Raw genomic sequence first — 16,332 nt, 5'->3', positions numbered from 1 at the left:
GTTGAGAGATGCTTAGTCGTACCGCCGAAAACCTTTTCTGGTTGTCGAGATATGTCGAACGGGCCGAAAACATGGCCCGCCTGATGGAAATGGGCTATCGCATGGCACTGATGCCGGCTGCGGCAAGCGGCAACCGGTCAGAATGGGAATCGGTCCTGTCTGCATCCGGATGTGCCGCGGGATATGACCCCGATGCGCCGTTGCGCCAGGAGGAAGTCGCCAATTTCCTGATCTTTAACCGCGACAACCACTCATCGATCATCAATTGCTTTGAGTATGCGCGCGCCAATGCACGCGCCATGCGTACAGCCATCACCGCAGAAATGTGGGAGGCGCTCAATAATGCGCTTATGGAACTGCGGCGCCCGTCGATGCACAATCTGGCGAAGAACGAACTGCCGGAATTCATCGACTGGGTCAAAAAGCAGGGCGCGCTGTTCCGCGGGGCCACCGATTCCACGATTTTGCGCAATGACGGTTATGACTTCATCCGTCTTGGCACCTTCATCGAACGCGCGGACAACACCGCACGGCTTCTGGACGTCAAATATTACGTCCTTCTGCCGGAAACCAGCATGGTCGGCGATGGTGTCGACAACTATCAATGGACAACGGTTTTGCGTGCGGCATCGTCACTCCGCGCGTTCCACTGGGTCTATCGTGATGATTATTCACCACATCGCATCGCGCACTTCCTGATCCTTAATCCGTTCAGTCCGCGATCGCTTGCCCACTGTTCCGAACAGATTACCCAGCATCTTGAAAGGCTTGCCCGCCACTATGGTCAACGCCACAGCGTTCATCGCCAGGCGGTCGAGATGTATTCCTTGCTGACTCAAAGTGACATGGACGAGATATTCTCAGGCGGTTTGCACGAATTCCTGACCGATTTCCAGGGACGCAATCGTATCCTGTCGCTTGCGATCGCTGACGCATATCATTTCGGGGGGCAGTAAGATGCGCTTGACCGTCGAACACAAGACCCACTACCGCTATGAGTATCCGGCCTATCACGCGGTTCAGAGCCTTAAACTGACGCCCGCCGAATTCGAAGGCCAAAAGATTCTGAGATGGTCGATCACAGCCGAGGGCTGCAACATCGGTGCGGAATTTACCGATGGCAACGGTGATATCATCAGCACCCTGACGTCAAACGGCCCGGTCGAGGCGATTGAAATCGTCGTTACCGGCGAGGTCGAAACCACTGATACGGCAGGCGTTTTGCGCGGCCACAAGGAACGCGCCTTTCCGGCCGTATTCCTGCGCACGACGCCCATGACCAAATCCAGTGCCGCCATTCGCAAGCTTGCCGACAAGGTCGTGAAGAAAACCAAGGACGGCACAGTGTTGGAACTTGCACACGGTCTTGCTGCGGCGGTCGCCGATGCCATTGAATATGCGCCAGGCACAACCCATGTGCACACAACGGCTGCCGATGCGATTGCTGATGGCAAGGGTGTTTGCCAGGATCATGCCCATGTGCTGATCTCGGCGGCACGCCATCTTGGCATTCCGGCCCGCTATGTATCGGGATATCTGTTTGCCGATCACGAAGGCAAACCGCATGAGGCATCCCATGCATGGGCGGAGTTGCATCTGCCAGAGTTCGGCTGGGTCGGGTTTGATCCGGCCAACAAGTGCTGCCCGACGGATAGTTATATCCGGCTTGGATCAGGACTTGATGGTCAGGTCGCCACCCCGATCCGGGGCGTACATACTGGTGGCGGAAACGAAGATTTGGATGTAACAGTCGTCATTGCGCAGTCACAACAATAGTCGGACTACAAAAAGATGACCTACTGTGTCGGGTTGATGCTGAACGAAGGGTTGGTTTTCCTTTCGGACACGCGGACCAATGCGGGCCTTGATAACATTTCACGTTATCGCAAAATGTTCACCTGGGAAGTCCCCGGGGAACGCGCGATTGTCGCACTTTCAGCCGGCAACCTTGCCATTACCCAAGCGGTGATGAGCACCTTGCACGAGGCCATCGACGATCCCGAAACCGAGCCGGGCAACTGCATCCTGAGCGCACCAAGCATGTTCCGCGTCGCCGAACTGGTTGGCGAAGCCATGCAGAAGGTACAGCTGAAATACCACGACACTCTTGAACAGCATCATGAAAGCAGTGCTGCCTCGATCATGATTGGCGGTCAGCGCAAGGGCGGCGACCAACGCCTGTTTCTGGTTTATGCCGCGGGTAATTTCATCGAAGCCACATCCGATACACCTTACCTCCAGATTGGCGAACACAAATACGGCAAGCCGATACTTGATCGTGTGATCACGCCCGACACACCAATTCAGGACGGAGTGAAAGCGGTATTGTTGTCGATGGATTCAACGCTGCGCTCCAACCTGTCAGTTGGTATGCCGCTTGATCTGGCTGTTTTGCCAGATGACGCTTGCAAATTTTCTGAGATCCGCCGGATCGAGGCCGAGGACAGGGGCTTCCGCGCACTATCTGACGCTTGGTCGAATGCGCTTCGCGATGCCTTTGCCGACATGCCCGACGAACATTGCGATATCGCCGCAGAATAAGCACCTTGAATACGAACACCCAAAGCCGGGCCAAACAAATGGTCCGGCTTTTTGTTTGTGGATGTTCCGATCCTATCGGTGGCGATGAAGCGATCCTTCAACCCGGGCCAGATGGCTGTGATGACTGTGATGGCGATGGGTCAGAAGCCGATAGACCCAAACCTTGATACAGCCCGCCACCACAAACCAGCACAGCGCATATCCCCAAACCACAAACGCGTGGTACCAGCCAATCGCTGGCACAAACCAGCCATAGACAGCCGCCAGCGTGCCGATGATCTGGGTGATCTCGGTTGCCAGAAACAGCTTCATGCTGGGATAGGGTTTCTGCCAGAAGAAGCCTTTGTGCCGGGTCAGGTAAATCGTCAGATGCCCCGCCACCAGAAGTTTGAGGAACACCAGTGTCTGGACTTCTTCCGGCGGCAAATGCAGCCAGGTTTCCGACACCCAAAGCAAGGCAAAGGATGATGTCACGCCGATAGCACCCAACAGGGATGCCATGGTGAGCGTATTGCCCATATTCCATCGCACCGGGTGTTCGGCAACCTCGGCATTATCGTAGGCAATCATCATGATCGGGAAGTCATTGAGCAACGCCAGCAACACGATCATCACCGCCGTAACCGGATAGAAATCAAACACCAGAATTGAAATCGTCATGAACAACAAAACCCGGATCGTTTCAGAAATCCGGAAGGTGGCGTAGCTGCCCATGCGCTCGAAAATACGTCGCGATTCTTCAATCGCGCTGGTAATCACCGAAATGCCCGGCGCGGTCAGAACAAGATCGGCCGCCGCCCGCGCCGCATCGGTGGCATTTGAAACCGCAATGCCAATATCGGCCTGTTTTAAGGCAGGGGCGTCGTTCACCCCGTCGCCGGTCATGCCGACAATATGGCCGCGATCCTGAAACTGACGAACAATCGCGTATTTATGTTCAGGAAAGACCCGGGCAAAGCCGTCTGCCTGCTCGATCATTACCGGATCAAGCGCCTGATTGTTGCGATCAAACACCGCATCGGCGGGCAGGATGTTTTGCCCCAATCCAAGCTGACCTGCGACTTCACGGCCAATTGCCTCGTGATCGCCGGTGATCATGCGGATATCGACACCCTTGTTGCGCAGTTCGGCAATGGTTGATGCCGCGTCCTCACGCGGCGGATCAAACAGCGGCAGCAGTCCCATAAACTGCCAATTGCCGTCTTTATCGGTTCGGGCGACACCAAGCGCGCGGTATCCGTGCTCTGCCATGGTTTTGATCGCATCCATCACCGCGCGGTAAGCCGCGACACTTTCGATATCCGATATCTCATCCTCACACAGTAAAGCCAGAACCGCCTGCGGGGCCCCCTTGGCGACCATGATGGTCTGGCCATCATACGCAACCTCCGCCTCGGCCCGTTTGCGTACCGGATCAAACTGCCGGAAACTGGTGATGTCATAGCCATCAAGCTTTGCGCGATTGCCAAGGATCGCAAAGACCGCGCTATCAATCGGATCGTGGCTGTCGGCCTCTGATGCCAGTGCGGCGGTAAGGATCAGATCGCTTTCATCCTTGGCATCAATCAGCACCGGGGTTCCGACGGTTAAATGGTTTTGCGTCAATGTCCCGGTCTTGTCAGAACACAGGATATCCATCCCGGCAAGTTCCTCGATCGAGACGAGCCTTGATACAATCGCCTTCATCTGCGCCAGCTTTTCCGCCCCGACCGCCAGTGTCACCGAAAGAACCGCTGGCAAGGCCACCGGAATCGCCGCCACCGCCAGGATCAAGGCAAACAGCAAGGTTTCCATCAACGGATCACCACGATGCAGGGCCACGGTCATGATCAACGCAATCAGACCCAGCGTCATCAGGATCAGGAAATTGCCAATGCGCAGAACCGCGCGCTGAAAATGCGATTGTTTGCCGGCACCTTTGACCAGACTTGCCGTCCGGCCAAGATATGTCGCCATGCCGGTCGCGGTAACCATTGCGGTCATCTGCCCCTGTCGGGCAATGGCACCGGAATAGACCTCATCGCCGATTTTCTTATCAATCGCCAGCGACTCACCGGTCAGGGCGGATTGATCAACCCGCAAATAGTCCCCTGAAAGCAGCTTGGCATCGGCGGGAATGATATCGCCAAGCTTGATGCGGATAATGTCGCCTGGCACCAGTTCACGGGCCGGAAGATCCGACCAAGCACCATCGCGCAAGACGCGTGCATCCGGCGCAAGGCGCTGTTTGAGCGCAGCAATGGCGTTGTCCGCCTTGAATTCCTGCCAGAAGCCGACTCCGGCATTGAGCAACAGCATCACGATGATAATCGCAAAGTCCGACCAATGCTGCACCACAGCCGAAAGGATGGCGGCAACTTCGATCATCCACGGGATTGGCCCCCAGAAGAACGACAAAAGCTTTTTAAGCGCGCTGGTTTGATCATCCTTCAGGCGATTTTCGCCGAACTTCTCAGTCCGCCGGTCTACCTCGTCTTGCGCAAGCCCGGTTTTCGGGTCTGTCTCAAGCAGGGACGGGTCAATCTGGGGATTATCGCGTTTGGCAGTCTGTTCCATCATGATGACACCCTCTGAGCCGCTGTTGGCAATGTGGGGAACTGCAATGTTTCTAGAATATATTGCAGCGCACAACATTGTCGCACATCAATCAGGTCGACAAATCAGTTGTCACAAATTATCTATAAAACATGACAAAGAGCACCATAGACACCACGGTCGCAGGGCGCATTACCCGGGCACTGGCGGAACGGATCATTTCGGGCGAATTCGCACCGGGCATGAAACTGCGCCAGGACCACTTCGCCGAGGAATTTGGCGCCAGCCACGTTCCGGTGCGTGAGGCGTTTCGTCGGCTGGAGGCACAAGGCCTAGCGGTCAGTGAACCACGGCGCGGCGTCCGGGTTGCCAGCTTCGATGTTGCAGAGGTACGCGAAGTTGCTGAAATGCGGGCGTCCCTCGAAGTTCTGGCACTGCGCCAAGCTGCCCCGCATTTGACCCCTGAAATTCTTGATGTGGCAGAGGCCCATAACCGCGCAGGCGAAAATGCCACTGATGTCCATGGATGGGAACAGGCCAACAGAGCGTTTCACCGTGTCATCCTGGAACCTTGCGGGATGCCTCGGTTGCTTGCGACGATTGATGATCTGCATGCCGCCAGTGCGCGATTTTTATTTTCGGGTTTTCGCATGGAATGGGAAGCCCCGACCGATCAGGACCACCGCGCGATCCTTGCCGCGCTCAGAAGCAATCAGATTGATGTCGCTGCCGCCACCCTTGCGCGGCATGTGAAATGGATTGGCAATAAATCCGGCAAAACAGCACGCCCGCAAACCCCTGCCTGACGACACTTCCCAAAGATCAATTTTCTCCATGCCTTCCCGGTTTACGTCCCCAAAGGGGCGGAACGACGCGCGAAAGCGCCGATTCAGGACGACACGCATAGAAAATTCGCGTCTGAGCCGCCTCTATCGCACTCACGCCTCATTTTTATAGATAATATTTATTATTTAAAATCAGATATTTAGGTTAATTGGATGTTGATTCAGTGAAGAATCACACCTTTCTGCCGATTTTGCAGTTGATTTCAGCACTCGATCCCGGCGTAATTATCATAGAAAACGTCATTTTATAGATAATTTGTATTCAAGGCGTGCCAGAGGGATCAGCGATCCCTCGCCGTGCTGGTAATCAGTATCGAAACAGATGCTCGAAATCGCATCGCGCAGTGGTCCTGCTCTGCCAGAAAGGCGCTTTCGGCAAGCCTTGTCGGGTTCAACCCCCGAACCCGTGCCGCCCGCACGGGTTTAATTGGCGAAGCTCTCTATCCGTGGGGGCTTCGCCACTTTTCTTTCGTGATGTCGGGAGATTTTTTGGCGCCAGCGGGGCGCCTGCAGCCCAATGGCTTAGTTCGCCTCTGCAGTCTCGCGCGGCTGATAGATGAAGCCGTGGGCTGGATACATGCTGCCGAATGTACCAAGCGTGTTCATCATCCGCACTTCGGACCAGTCATTGCTGGGGGACACATCAACAACCGGCTGGCGGTAATGCACCTTGCCGCGGGTGCGCGAATCGCTGCCCCAATTGGCATGATTGACAAGGATCTTGCGGCTATCAAGGATGGCTGAAACCACTGCAACGTGGCCCAGTTTAAGACGGGATGTCTTGCGAAGCGCAAGAACGGCACCGATTTGCGGGCGGTTACCACGCTGGAAGTTCTTCTGCCCGGCCTGCGCCCACCATGTCCAGGCATCGCCGTAAATCTCGATACCGGATACTTCGCGGGCATAGGGCACGCATTGCAGGAACTTGTTGGTCGGGGCGAAACTGTTCAGGCGTGAGGACGGCAGATTGACGCTAGCAAGAGTCTGAACCGTGTCACTTGGCATCGGGCCGGACGCACGTGGTGCCGAGTTACCAGTGCTAAAACACGCCGAAAGCAACAAACACAGTCCGACAATACCAAGCAAACGCATCTGGAAATCCCCGATCCTCTCACAATGAGCCACCATAGGTCGGCAGGCCTTAACAATCCTTTACCGCAATGCACCCGAACGCGCCAGCGCCCCGATGCGATAAAGCCGCCAAAGCCCGACACACGCCGCACACAGGATCAAAACGCCAGAACCACGCGCCGTATATTGAATGTCACCGGCCTCTGAAATCGCGCCAAGAAGCGTCCCGCCCAGCGCCATGCCACCAAAGCTGGTCGCACTCCAGAAACTCATCACCCGACCCCGCAGGCGATTATCAACCGTCAGCTGCAAGGCTGTTTGCGATCCCACCCCGACAAGGGTCAGACCGCCGCCTGTCAGGGCAACCAACGGCACGGCAAGCTCGTACCACGGCGCAAAACCAAGGCCGGTCATGCCGACGGCGGCGGCAAACGCACCGATAATCGTAACCCTTTGATAGGCAATGGCATCTGATGAAATCCGCGACAGGATAAAGGTCGATGTCACCGCCCCGATCCCCGCACTTGATGCCAGCATGCCAAGACCCGTGACCCCGCGATCGTAAACAGCCTCGGCAAAAACCGGCATCAGTTCAACCATGCCGGTCCCGACCAGCGAGACAAAGCAGGACAGCGCCAGAACCGATCGGATCATCGGATGATTGAGTGCATAATTTGCCCCGTCGACAAGCGATGTCCAGATACGGCGGCTTTTGGCATCGGGCGCGCGTTCCATGTGAATGGTGACCACCGAAATGACAAACACCATCGGAAGATAACTGATCGCGTTGATCATAAAGGCAGCGCCGGTGCCCCAGGTGGCAATCACCACCCCACCGACCGCAGGCCCGACCAGACGTGAAATATTGAAATTCATCGCCGCATAGGCGACCGCGCGATTCATGAAGGCACGCGGTACAATCACCGGCACCAGCGACAACCGGATCGGCGTCATCGCACTGCCAAGAATTCCCATCGATCCGGCAAGTGCGACCATCCAAGGCAACGTCATCATGTCGGCATAGGACAGTCCCATCAAAAGGAAGGAAACCGCAGCCTGCCCAAGATTAAGCAGCATGGCCGTGCGTCGCAAATCGACCCGATCGGCCATCACGCCGAAAATCGGCCCAAGGAAGAAGGCCGGGGCAAAATTAAGCGCGGCAATGACCCCGGTCCAGAAGGCCGATCCGGTCAACGACCATGCCAGCCAGGACATGGCGATTTTCTGGATCCACAATCCTTGTGTCGTGATGCATTGCCCGACAAGAAACAGCACGAAATTCCGATCGGAAAAAATCGATCTTTGTCCGCCATCCTGATCAGAGGCGGGTGCAGAATCAGGATTGTTTTGGTCCGAGCCTTTGGATGGATCTGGGGCAGGGTCGGGAACGGGCACAAGGCCTCCAATCATGGGTGGGCGATCACAAACCGGGGTTGCGGTCATCATATGGGTGGCAGAGGATATGACCGGCCCGGATTTGATGGAAACCAGCGGGCAGACTAGCACGCCGATCTTTCATTATACGAAAGACGTGCCGTTCTGACACCAATTCGTGACAAATCGAAGATTGCAAGCCTTCCAAAACCGGGGATTGCAACACATATCTATCTTAACCGACACCTTATAAAAAACTGATAAAATCGTCCAAGAAACCAACGCCTTATACTGGGTTAGACCTCCGGCCGGGATATTTCCACGCATGGTTCAGACATTCCGCGATATCGAACGTGAAAAGTTCGCCATCAATCCGAAGACCTGCGAATGGACCCTTCGCGCGATGACGGCTTTGCGGGCCAATATCGATATCAACATCAAGATGCACGGGCCGCGCGACCATTTGTCGCAGGGCGACATTTTCATGTTCAATCACTTCGCCCGGTTTGAAACCTTTATCCCGCAATACCTGATCGCGCTTGAAACCGGGGTCTATTGCCGGTCGATCGCATCGGGCGAGTTTTTTGTCCAGGACAATACCTTTTCGCGCTATCTCCGGGCGCTTGGCGGGGTTCCCAATAACTATGAACGCCTGTTGCCGTTTCTGGCCGAGGAAGTCCTGCGTGGCGGCAAGGTCGTGGTCTTTCCCGAAGGCGGCATGGTCAAGGATCGCCGGGTTTTGACCGATATACGGCCACACCCCAAACGTCCTGATTACAGCGTCTATTCCAGATCGGCAGATACCAGGCGCGCCCACCATACCGGTGCGGCCTTGCTTGGGCTTTGCATTGATGGCTTCAAGATCGGCCTATCCACCCTGATTGATCGGGGTAAAGCCGACGAACTCAACCGTTGGGCCGACCTTCTGGAACGCAGTGAAGATGACCTTCGCACAAGCCTTGCCAAGCCAACATTGATGTTTCCGGCCAACATTACCTTCCATCCGCTGCGCGTTGATCAGAACCTTTTGGCACGCGCAGCTGACATGTTTACCGGCGGGCTGAGCCCCAAAATGGCCGAGGAAATGATCATCGAAGGCAATCTGATGTTCAAGAAGACCGATATGGACATCCGGTTGGGCGATCCGGTCAATCCGCGCGATCAGTTTAATTGGCTGGACCGCAGGCTGCTTGCCAAGCGGGTTGAGCAGGCCACCTGCATTGATGATCTGTTCAAACCGGCCAAGACCCTTGAAAAGATCACCGAACGCGTCCCGCAATTTGCCATCACCCGGCATATCAAGCCGCTGCGCGATCATTGCATGTCGGTGATGTATTCCAATCTGACGATCAATGTCAGCCACCTGGCATCGCGCCTGATCATGATGTGGCTTGAGGATGGTGTAACCGAAGTTGATATAAGCCACTTTGACAGAACACTTTATCTCGCGATCAAGAACATCCAGCAGGCCGAGAACGTCCATTTGCATCGCGGCATGCGCAATCCGGCGGACTATGTCGGTATTTTTGAGCTCAATTGTCCGCAAATCCGGTTCTTCATCGACAGTGCGGTTCAGCTTGGCCTGATTGAACGTCGCGATCAGAAATATTGCTTCCTGCCAAAATTGCAGGCTGAGGCCACCTTTGATCAGATCCGCATGGACAACCCCATCATGGTCTATGCCAACGAAATGGCCCCGATCCATGCCGCTTGGCAGGCCCTTGAACGCGCGCGGATCGAGGTCGACCACCTGAGCCCGACCGATATTGCCCATCGCCGTTTTGATGATGAAGTTCTGGCTTGGCAGTGGAACCACACCAAGTTCCAGAAACCGAAATATGACGCAATCAACGCCCAGGAAACCGCAACGGCTGACAGCCGCCCCTATTTGCTGCTGCCCAACGGACAAAAGCAGTTTACCTGTGGCGTGTTGCTTGTGCATGGCTTTTTGGCATCCCCGGCGGAGCTCCGCGAACTGGGCGAAAGATTTGCTGCCATGGGTCATGCAGTGATGGGGGTTCGACTTGCCGGGCACGGCACATCTCCCCATGAGTTGCAAAAACGCAAATGGACCGATTGGCTGGCATCGGTCCGGCGTGGTTATGAAATCCTGGCCCCGTTTTGCGATCAGGTGATCATTGTCGGGTTTTCAACCGGTGGGGCCCTGTCGGCCATTCATGCCGCTGATCACCCTGAAAAACTGCGGGCACTTGTCCTTGCCGGAACGCCACTTAAATTCCGTAACCGCAATCTGATGTTTGTGCCACTGCTTTATGGTGCGAACAAACTGATGGGATGGATGCCATCCGCGCAGGAACTGCTCAGTTTCCGGCCCAACGAGTCCGAGCATCCCGAGATCAATTATAGCAACATTCCAATCGGCGGATTGCATCAGTTGCGCCAAACCGTGGCCGAGATGCAGCGGCGCTTGCCCGATCTCGATTGCCAAACCCTGATCCTGCAGGGTGATGGCGACAAGGTTGTCGATCCGGCCAGCGCAACCATGATCCGGCGTCTGGCAACCAACGCAAACGACATTGATGTCCAGATGCTGGAATCCGATCGTCACGGCATTGTTAACGAAGACATCGACGGCGCACATGACCGGATTATCGCCTTTGTGCAAAGCCACTGCGACCTGCAGGACGCTCATACAGAAGCCATCCCCGCAGAGTGATACTGCGCTCTGTTTTTCTTGACGAAAAATCTGACTCATCATAGTTTGAATCCATGGATACAAACTTGATCACAACAGCACTTCGCGAAGAGATCGAAGCTGGTAGCTTGCCCCCCGGTACGGTGCTTAAGCAGGAAAATCTCGCCGCGCGCTTTGGCGTAAGTCGCCAGCCGATTCGCCACGCCCTTGAACGGCTTCACGAATCCGGTTTGCTCGAAAAACGCCCGGATAGAAGTCTTGCCGTTACTGGATTGCGCAGCAAAGACGTCCACGAGCTTTGTCAGATTCGCATTTCGCTCGAAGTCAGCGCGCTTGAGCTGTCTGCACCTAACCTGAGCCCATCAGCACTGCGTAAGGCGCGTCGCCTTAACGAAGATCTGTTTGAAGAAGAAGATCCCGACATGCTGGCAGCGCTTGATCAGGAATTCCACGCGACCCTGTATGGCGCATGCGGCAATCAAAGGCTGCTGTCGATGATCGATGGATTTCGCGGAGAGGCCAAACGTGCCTACGCCCTGCAACCCAAGGGGTCACGACCGCGAAGCGCATTCTATGAAGAACATAAGCAAATCCTCGCCGCCCTTGAGGCCGGGGACATTGCGACCGCGCGTAAGGTTTTGACCACCCATATCGGCGTCACCGCCGGAAGCCTGATCCCGATTGATAAGTCCTGAAGACCGAGGAGCCCCACCATGAGCAGTTTTGGCGCAGAAGTGATCTGGAAGCGCAAGGAAAGCGAGGTTTTCACCGATCGCCGCTATTCGCGCGGTCATGTCTGGCGCTTTGATGGCGGGGTCGAAGTCCCGGCATCCTCATCCCCGCATGTGGTGCCCGTGCCATATTCGTTAGCAGAAAATGTCGACCCGGAAGAAGCCTTTGTCGCAGCCCTTTCAAGCTGCCACATGCTGTTTTTCCTGCATTTCGCATCCGATGCCGGGCTTTTGATTGATGCCTATAACGATGACGCCACTGGCATCATGGAAACGCTTGATGGCAAGACCATGATCACCAAGGTCACCTTGAAGCCAAAGGTCACCTATGGTGGCACAGCCCCTGATGTTGTGCTTGAGGATCAGCTGCATCACCGCGCCCACGAAGCTTGTTTTCTGGCCAATTCGGTCAAGACCGAAGTCGTGACCGAACCGGTCCGCCAAACCCAAGTTTTGTAAACAGCCTAAGCTTCCAACGGTTTCTGCGCGCAGATGGCATAGCGATGCTGTGCACCGCGCTCCAAGCCCTTGGCGAAGCTGATGTGTTTTTTCTGCGCGCTGTGAATGCGTTTCAGATCGAAATCCACCGCAATCGGATCGAACCCGGTTTGGCGCAGCATGAATGCAACATCTTCGGCACGTGCCCCGTTTGAGAAGTGCACGCGGGCCAGAATATCTTGATGGGTCTGCATCTGTGCAATCGCCTCAACCGGTTTTCGCAAACCAAGGGTTTCAAGGAAACCCGCCATCGCCTTGTTGAATTTCGTCGCCCAGGTCGGGGAGACAAAATCACCATCAACCACCAGAAGCTTTCCACCGGGTTTCAGTACACGGAACCATTCGGCAAAGGCCGCCGCCGGATCAACCAGCGTCCAGACCAGATGACGGGCGACGATCACGTCATAACTGTCGTCTGCCTCAAGGGTATTTTCCGCATCGCCCAGCAGAAATGTGATTTTTGATCCGCGTTGCCTTGATTTGGCGCGCGCCTTTTCAAGCATCGCTTCGGACCAGTCCATGCCGGTCACGTTAAATCCAAGATCATGCATCAGATGGCTGATAACCCCGGTGCCACTTGCCAGATCAAGCGCCTTGCGCCCATCGCCCTTGCCGAAATGACGTTCAAACAAGGTATGCCACGCGCTGCGTTCGGCTTCCGAGAAAATCTCGTGGCCGGGTTGCTCGTCAAATGTGGCTGCACGCATTGACCAATATTCCTTGATCTCTTCGCGCAGGTTGAAGTTGCTGGCCTGATTCATGGTCTTGATGCTCTCTTGGCGGAATACCCGGATTTCTGCGGGCTAGTTAAATCTCACAGCGATAATTGCGCAATCACTAAAAACAAATGATTTGCATTATCATTGCGAAAAAGATTGATTTTCATTCTCAATAACTGATAAATCGCTCGACAGGCAATCCTAATCTGAGGGAACGGGAATGAAATTTTTGGGTGTATTTGCTGCTCTGACCATGCTGGTCACAGGTACCGCACAGGCAGCAGAATCGGTCACGGTGACCGACGTTACCGGACGTGAAGTTACAGTCGAAGTACCAGTTCAGAAGGTCATTCTGGGCGAAGGCCGCCTGATCTATGGTCTGGCGACACTCGACAGTGAAGACCCGTTCCAGCGCGTTGTCGGCTGGCGCGACGACCTTAAAAAGGCTGATCCGCAGACCTACGACATCTATGCTGCGAAATACCCGCGCATTGACGACATTCCGACCTTTGGCGGTATTAAAGACGGCACGTTCGACATCGAACAGGCCATTTCGGTCAATCCGGATGTCGTGATCATGAACCTTGAAGCCAAGGCTGCCACCGAAGACGGCGGTTTTGACGAAAAACTGGCTGCTGTTGGCATTCCGCTGGTCTATATCGACTTCCGCGAAGCGCCGATGAAAAACACCGACACCAGCATGAAGATCCTTGGCCAACTGACCGGCAAGGAAGATCGCGCGGCCGAATTCATCAAATTCCGTTCTGACAGCATCAAGAACGTGACCGATCGCATTGCCAAGGCAAATCCGGAAAAACCACAGGTCTTCATTGAACGTGCTGCGGGTTATTCCGATGAATGCTGCATGTCGTTTGGCAACGAGAACTTCGGCACGATGGTCGAAATGGCTGGCGGCGTGAACATCGCAGCATCCATCATTCCGGGCACCTTTGGCACGATCAACCCGGAACAGGTTGTGGCCTCCAACCCCGATCAGTTCGTTGGCACCGGTGCCAGCTGGGAAGCCTATTCCCCGGGTGGTGCATGGGTCGGTCTTGGCCCGGATGCCGATATGGTTGAAGCACGCCGCAAACTGGTTGGCTTGATGGAACGCCCGGCCTTCACCGGCATCAAGGCCGTCGAGAACGGCGAAATTCACGCTGTCTGGCACCAGTTCTATAACAGCCCGTACCAGTTCGTAGTGATCGAACAGATGGCAAAATGGTTCCACCCGGACCTGTTTGCCGATATCGATCCGGAAGCAACCTTCAAGGAACTGCACGAACGCTTCCTGCCGCTGGATTACCAGCCGGGCTATTTCATCTCGATCAGCGATACAGCCACAAACTAATGACGACCAACCAACTCAGTATCGAAGCCGGGAGCGTGCATTACAAGGCACGCTCCCTGCGTCGTTTCATGCTCCTGCTTGCAATGGCGGGCGCATTGTTTCTTTCATTTGCCATCGATCTGGCAACGGGTCCGGCGAACTATCCATTATCCGACGTGATCGCCACCCTGCTTGATCCATCCTCCGCGACTGATCAGTTACGCGTGGTGATCTGGGATATCCGCATGCCGGTCGCCCTCATGGCGTTGACCGTGGGCGCGGCGCTGTCGACCGCTGGCGCACAGATGCAGACCATCCTTGCCAATCCGCTGGCCAGCCCGTTTACGTTGGGCATTTCGGCCGCCGCCGGGTTTGGCGCGGCACTGGCACTTGTACTGGGGGTCGCCCTTCTGCCGGCCTTTGTGGAATTCATCATTCCGCTCAATGCCTTCATCATGGCGATGGGCACGGCCCTGATCATTCATTTCTTCAGCCGCATGCGTGGCGTGACGGTTGAAACCATCGTGCTACTTGGCATTGCGCTGGTCTTCACCTTCAATGCACTTCTGGCCCTTTTGCAGTATCTGGCAAGTGAACAGGCCCTTGCGGCCGTTGTATTCTGGACGATGGGGTCACTGGTCAAGGCGACCTGGACCAAGGTGGCGGTGACCGCCATCGCGGTCGTTATCGCCATTCCGCTGTTTGCCCGTCAGGCATGGGCACTGACCGCCCTTCGTCTGGGCGATGCCAAGGCGGAAAGCTTTGGGGTGAATGTGCAGGGGCTTCGCCTGCGCACCATGCTGATTGTCAGCCTTCTGGCTGCCATTCCGGTTTCCTTTGTCGGCACCATCGGCTTCATCGGGCTTGTCGGGCCACATATTGCCCGCATGCTGGTGGGTGAAGATCAACGCTTCTTCCTGCCGGCATCGATCCTGTGCGGAGCCCTGATCCTGTCGGCAACGTCCGTGTTGTCAAAGCTGCTGATCCCAGGCGCCATCCTGCCCATCGGGGTGATTACCGCCCTTGTCGGTGTACCCTTCTTCTTCTCGCTGATTTTCGCAAGTCGGAGGAAATCATGGTAACGCTGCGTCTCGAAAATATCGGAACTCGTTATGGCAAGGTGCAGGTGGTATCTGATGTTACCACGCCGACCATCCAGCCAGGCACCGTAACTGCCGTCATCGGCCCGAATGCGGCCGGCAAATCCAGCCTGTTTCGCCGCGTGGCCGGCCTTGCAAAGGGCGATGGTATTGTTGACCTCGGATCACACCGCAAGGAACGCAATACGATTTGCTATATGCCACAGGATACCGGCTCAACCGCGGTGCTTTCGGTCTATGAATCGATCATTCTGGCCGCCAAGCAGGGATCAAGCCTGCGCGTGCGGGCAGATGAACTGGCACGTATTGATGATATTCTGGCCGCCCTTCGTATTGGCGATCTCGCCGCGCGTAACTTGGGCGAGCTTAGCGGCGGGCAACGCCAGTTGGTGGCCATCGCCCAGACATTGGTGCGTGATCCGAAAATCCTTTTGATGGATGAACCGACATCGGCACTTGATCTGCATCGCCAGATGGAAGTCCTGTCCTTTATGCGCGATGTCGCCAAAGGGCAGAACATCATTGTCCTGATCGCCATTCACGACCTCAACCACGCCCTGCAATATTGCGATCAGGCCATGGCCATCCGCAATGGCAAGATGGTCGCATTCGGTCCGTGTTCTGATGTCATCGATAGCGACCTTCTGCGCGATGTCTATCAGGTTGATGGGCATGTCGAACTCAATTCGCTTGGCCATCCGCATATCGTCCTGCGCGGCCCGAGTGATGAAACCAACAGTCGGCACAATACGGCCACGGCGCGCAAGACCCTGACGGAGGTCGCACAGGCTGCACAATAGAAAGGCGCGCCTTTCCCTGTGATTAAAAACTTTGCATTTGAGGCATTTTCTGGTTCCATGGACAAATGATGATCATGCATCGCAACAGCGTCATGTTTGGCGCTGTTTTCCTTTGCGAACAGGGGCAAAAAT

At 55.5% G+C, this 16,332-nt stretch carries 14 protein-coding genes; 10 read left to right on the top strand and 4 right to left on the bottom strand.

Going from position 1 to position 16,332, the window contains the following annotated elements:
* Positions 1-8 precede the first annotated feature (8 nt).
* From TH2_RS02890 to TH2_RS02880, 3 genes are read left to right on the top strand one after another with little or no spacing between them, the layout of a single operon-like run.
* Positions 9-956 carry an alpha-E domain-containing protein gene (locus TH2_RS02890; protein ID WP_008888896.1) on the top strand — a complete coding sequence of 316 codons (948 nt, stop codon included), beginning with the start codon at positions 9-11 and terminating at the stop codon, positions 954-956.
* Position 957: 1 nt separating this feature from the next.
* Positions 958-1,776: a transglutaminase family protein gene (locus TH2_RS02885; RefSeq protein WP_008888895.1), complete on the top strand. Its 819-nt coding sequence runs from the start codon at positions 958-960 to the stop codon at positions 1,774-1,776.
* A 15-nt stretch (positions 1,777-1,791) separates the two neighbouring features.
* The gene (locus tag TH2_RS02880) at positions 1,792-2,541 is read left to right on the top strand and encodes a proteasome-type protease (RefSeq protein WP_008888894.1); all 750 of its coding nucleotides are present in this window, start codon (positions 1,792-1,794) and stop codon (positions 2,539-2,541) included.
* A 72-nt stretch (positions 2,542-2,613) separates the two neighbouring features.
* Here TH2_RS02880 and TH2_RS02875 read toward each other — a convergent pair whose 3' ends face one another.
* A complete protein-coding gene (locus TH2_RS02875) occupies positions 2,614-5,100 on the bottom strand; it encodes a plasma-membrane proton-efflux P-type ATPase (RefSeq protein ID WP_157193782.1) in 2,487 nt (828 codons plus the stop codon).
* 128 nt (positions 5,101-5,228) lie between these two features.
* On the opposite strand from TH2_RS02875, the gene TH2_RS02870 reads away from it, so the two are divergent.
* On the top strand, positions 5,229-5,882 hold the full coding sequence (locus TH2_RS02870) for a GntR family transcriptional regulator (RefSeq protein ID WP_008888892.1): 654 nt from the start codon (positions 5,229-5,231) through the stop codon (positions 5,880-5,882).
* A gap of 561 nt (positions 5,883-6,443) precedes the next feature.
* Here TH2_RS02870 and TH2_RS02865 read toward each other — a convergent pair.
* Entirely contained in the window at positions 6,444-7,013 is a 570-nt protein-coding gene (locus TH2_RS02865) for a CHAP domain-containing protein (RefSeq protein ID WP_008888891.1), read from the bottom strand.
* Between the two features lie 60 nt (positions 7,014-7,073).
* Positions 7,074-8,288 carry an MFS transporter gene (locus TH2_RS02860; RefSeq protein WP_238538658.1) on the bottom strand — a complete coding sequence of 405 codons (1,215 nt, stop codon included), beginning with the start codon at positions 8,286-8,288 and terminating at the stop codon, positions 7,074-7,076.
* A 403-nt stretch (positions 8,289-8,691) separates the two neighbouring features.
* Here TH2_RS02860 and TH2_RS02855 point away from each other — a divergent pair, with 403 nt between their 5' ends.
* From TH2_RS02855 to TH2_RS02845, 3 genes are all read left to right on the top strand, one after another.
* Positions 8,692-11,043 carry an alpha/beta fold hydrolase gene (locus TH2_RS02855; protein WP_008888889.1) on the top strand — a complete coding sequence of 784 codons (2,352 nt, stop codon included), beginning with the start codon at positions 8,692-8,694 and terminating at the stop codon, positions 11,041-11,043.
* Positions 11,044-11,108: 65 nt separating this feature from the next.
* The gene (locus TH2_RS02850) at positions 11,109-11,717 is read left to right on the top strand and encodes a GntR family transcriptional regulator (protein WP_202948986.1); all 609 of its coding nucleotides are present in this window, start codon (positions 11,109-11,111) and stop codon (positions 11,715-11,717) included.
* A gap of 18 nt (positions 11,718-11,735) precedes the next feature.
* The gene (locus TH2_RS02845; protein ID WP_008888887.1) at positions 11,736-12,212 is read left to right on the top strand and encodes an OsmC family protein; all 477 of its coding nucleotides are present in this window, start codon (positions 11,736-11,738) and stop codon (positions 12,210-12,212) included.
* 5 nt (positions 12,213-12,217) lie between these two features.
* Here TH2_RS02845 and TH2_RS02840 read toward each other — a convergent pair whose 3' ends face one another.
* Positions 12,218-13,012, bottom strand: coding sequence for a class I SAM-dependent methyltransferase (locus tag TH2_RS02840; RefSeq protein WP_008888886.1), 795 nt, complete (start codon positions 13,010-13,012; stop codon positions 12,218-12,220).
* A gap of 178 nt (positions 13,013-13,190) precedes the next feature.
* Here TH2_RS02840 and TH2_RS02835 point away from each other — a divergent pair, with 178 nt between their 5' ends.
* From TH2_RS02835 to TH2_RS02825, 3 genes are read left to right on the top strand one after another with little or no spacing between them, the layout of a single operon-like run.
* A complete protein-coding gene (locus tag TH2_RS02835) occupies positions 13,191-14,321 on the top strand; it encodes an ABC transporter substrate-binding protein (protein ID WP_008888885.1) in 1,131 nt (376 codons plus the stop codon).
* The gene (locus TH2_RS02830; RefSeq protein WP_008888884.1) at positions 14,321-15,382 is read left to right on the top strand and encodes a FecCD family ABC transporter permease; all 1,062 of its coding nucleotides are present in this window, start codon (positions 14,321-14,323) and stop codon (positions 15,380-15,382) included. Before TH2_RS02835 ends, TH2_RS02830 begins: the two co-directional genes overlap by 1 nt.
* Entirely contained in the window at positions 15,376-16,200 is an 825-nt protein-coding gene (locus TH2_RS02825; RefSeq protein ID WP_008888883.1) for an ABC transporter ATP-binding protein, read from the top strand. The genes TH2_RS02830 and TH2_RS02825 overlap by 7 nt, the downstream gene beginning before the upstream one ends.
* Positions 16,201-16,332 lie beyond the last annotated feature (132 nt).

The sequence above is a fragment of the Thalassospira profundimaris WP0211 genome (genome assembly GCF_000300275.1).
In the GTDB taxonomy this organism is placed as follows: Bacteria; Pseudomonadota; Alphaproteobacteria; order Rhodospirillales; family Thalassospiraceae; genus Thalassospira; species Thalassospira profundimaris.
This window is presented reverse-complemented; position numbering and strand designations above follow the sequence as displayed.

Coding starts and splice junctions, on each gene's coding strand:
- TH2_RS02890 (WP_008888896.1), top strand. CDS start 9: ATGCTTAGTCGTACCGCCGAAAACCTTTTCTGGTTGTCGAGATATGTC.
- TH2_RS02885 (WP_008888895.1), top strand. CDS start 958: ATGCGCTTGACCGTCGAACACAAGACCCACTACCGCTATGAGTATCCG.
- TH2_RS02880 (WP_008888894.1), top strand. CDS start 1,792: ATGACCTACTGTGTCGGGTTGATGCTGAACGAAGGGTTGGTTTTCCTT.
- TH2_RS02875 (WP_157193782.1), bottom strand. CDS start 5,100: ATGATGGAACAGACTGCCAAACGCGATAATCCCCAGATTGACCCGTCC.
- TH2_RS02870 (WP_008888892.1), top strand. CDS start 5,229: ATGACAAAGAGCACCATAGACACCACGGTCGCAGGGCGCATTACCCGG.
- TH2_RS02865 (WP_008888891.1), bottom strand. CDS start 7,013: ATGCGTTTGCTTGGTATTGTCGGACTGTGTTTGTTGCTTTCGGCGTGT.
- TH2_RS02855 (WP_008888889.1), top strand. CDS start 8,692: ATGGTTCAGACATTCCGCGATATCGAACGTGAAAAGTTCGCCATCAAT.
- TH2_RS02845 (WP_008888887.1), top strand. CDS start 11,736: ATGAGCAGTTTTGGCGCAGAAGTGATCTGGAAGCGCAAGGAAAGCGAG.
- TH2_RS02840 (WP_008888886.1), bottom strand. CDS start 13,012: ATGAATCAGGCCAGCAACTTCAACCTGCGCGAAGAGATCAAGGAATAT.
- TH2_RS02835 (WP_008888885.1), top strand. CDS start 13,191: ATGAAATTTTTGGGTGTATTTGCTGCTCTGACCATGCTGGTCACAGGT.
- TH2_RS02830 (WP_008888884.1), top strand. CDS start 14,321: ATGACGACCAACCAACTCAGTATCGAAGCCGGGAGCGTGCATTACAAG.
- TH2_RS02825 (WP_008888883.1), top strand. CDS start 15,376: ATGGTAACGCTGCGTCTCGAAAATATCGGAACTCGTTATGGCAAGGTG.